This is a genomic window from Rhodoplanes roseus (assembly GCF_003258865.1).
GTDB classification, from domain to species: Bacteria; Pseudomonadota; Alphaproteobacteria; order Rhizobiales; family Xanthobacteraceae; genus Rhodoplanes; species Rhodoplanes roseus.
On the sequence record NZ_NPEX01000539.1, the window covers coordinates 1 to 1,785 of the forward strand.

1 protein-coding gene is annotated in these 1,785 nt (G+C 70.9%); it reads right to left on the bottom strand.

Annotated elements, in window-relative coordinates:
* Positions 1–440 precede the first annotated feature (440 nt).
* Complete coding sequence (locus tag CH341_RS31075; RefSeq protein ID WP_210208698.1) at positions 441–1,601, bottom strand: L,D-transpeptidase family protein; 1,161 nt, start codon at positions 1,599–1,601, stop codon at positions 441–443.
* Between the last annotated feature and the right edge of the window lie 184 nt (positions 1,602–1,785).

A 1,785-nucleotide genomic window follows, 5' to 3' on the forward strand; every position in this document is an offset into this window, starting at 1 on the left:
CTCCGCCGCCCGACGTCACCGGTCGACGTCCCTCGTGGAGCGGGACGGGTCGATTATAGGACCATGGTCCTCAGCGGGGATAAGTTTTGTTCATGACCTGCAAAGCGCCTGCGGCCGTGGGCGGATCGGCGCCGGCCGTCCCGCGTCCGGGCCACATGGTTCGAGGCTCGCTGCGCTCGCACCTCACCATGAGGAGCGAAGCAGCGCGGTGCCGAGGCCGGGCGGTCGCGGCTGCGCCGCGCCGCGCACCCGACTCGCTCCTCATCCTGAGGCGCCCGGCGAAGCCGGGGCTCGAAGGATGCAGCCCCGACAACGTTTGTGACCGCCCGTAGCCCGGGTTGAGCCTGCGAAACCCGGGGATCAGCGACGCGGCGGTCCCGGCCGTCGCTGCGGTCCGCCCGGGTTACGAAAGACGCCGCGCGACAGGCTTCCTCCCTGGCTCAGAACACGGTTCCGAACCACTTGCGGGCCAGCGAGCCGTCGTTGTCGACATACGGGATCGGCGGCAGCGTCGGCAGGTGGGAGGCGTAGGGCATCACCTTCGACAGCGGGATGACCACCCGGAACCAGCGCGCCCGGAAGCTCTCGTGCATGCCGCCGTCGAGGCCGGTGTAGATCGGCGCCGCCGGCACGCCGTCGGCGACCCGTTCCGCGACGAGGCGCGATGTCTCGGCGGTGTCGGCCCGCTGCTTCTCCGCCACCGGGCCCGCGATCTTCGGATCGACCGTATAGGGCGGGCATGTCCCGGCGGGATCGAACACCGGCGGAGTCGCGGCGGACGGCAGCGGTCTCGCGTCGAACACGTAGCGGCGCTCGCAGACGTCGACCCGGGGCTCGCGCCGCGTCGTCTCGAAGTGGTCGTTGCCGACCTTCAGCATCGTCCAGAACGGCAGGTTGGGATTGTTCCGGTGCCGCGCCAGGTTCGCCGGCGTCAGGCGGAACGGATAGGCCTGGACCTGGAACCACGGACGGCGGGCGAGCGCGTCGCGGGCGAGGCCGTAGATCTCCTCGATCTGCGCGTCCGTCATGGCGTAGCAGCCGGCCGACCCGCAGATGCCGTGGATCATCAGGAGGCTGCCGGTGCGGCCGTTGGCCTTGTCGAAGCTGTTCGGAAATCCGGTGTTGATGGCGAGATGATAGTTGGAGTGCGGGTTCATCAGCGCCGGCGTGACCGTGTAGAACCCCTCCGGCGCCTGGCGGTCGCCCTCGACGACCTTCGGCCCGAGATCGCCCGACCACCGGCAGATCGGATAGGTCTTCAGCAGCTCGAAACGCCCGCCGGCATCCTGCTTCCAGACCTCGAGCTCGGCCTCCTCCTTGAAGACGCGCAGCACGATCGGCGAGTGCTTCGGCATCCGCTTCTCCTGGAGCAGCGCCAGCAGCGCCGGCGGCAGCTCCCGGGTCGCCTTCTCGGGCAGCGGCTTGTCGGGCGAGGTCTTGGCATCGTCCCGCCGCGTGCCGTCTCCGCCGCGCGGGGCGTCTCGAGTCCGCGACGAGTCCAGCGTGCGTGAGGCGTCCTGGGCGAGGCCGCGGGTCGGCGCGGCCGCGGCGGCCAGCGCCGCCACCAGCACGAGCATGCGCAGAGTCGTGCCGCGGATCATGGCCCCTCCTCCGACCGGGTCCCGACCGTTTGCGGTCCGGCCACGGCTTTCGTAAGGCGGATCGGGTGCCGCGCCAGACGCCCGCCGGGGCGGTCCCGCCTTTCGGGGCCACATGGTTCGAGGCTCGCTTCGCTCGCACCTCACCACGAGGAGCGAAGACGTACGGTGCCGCGGCCCTACGGTC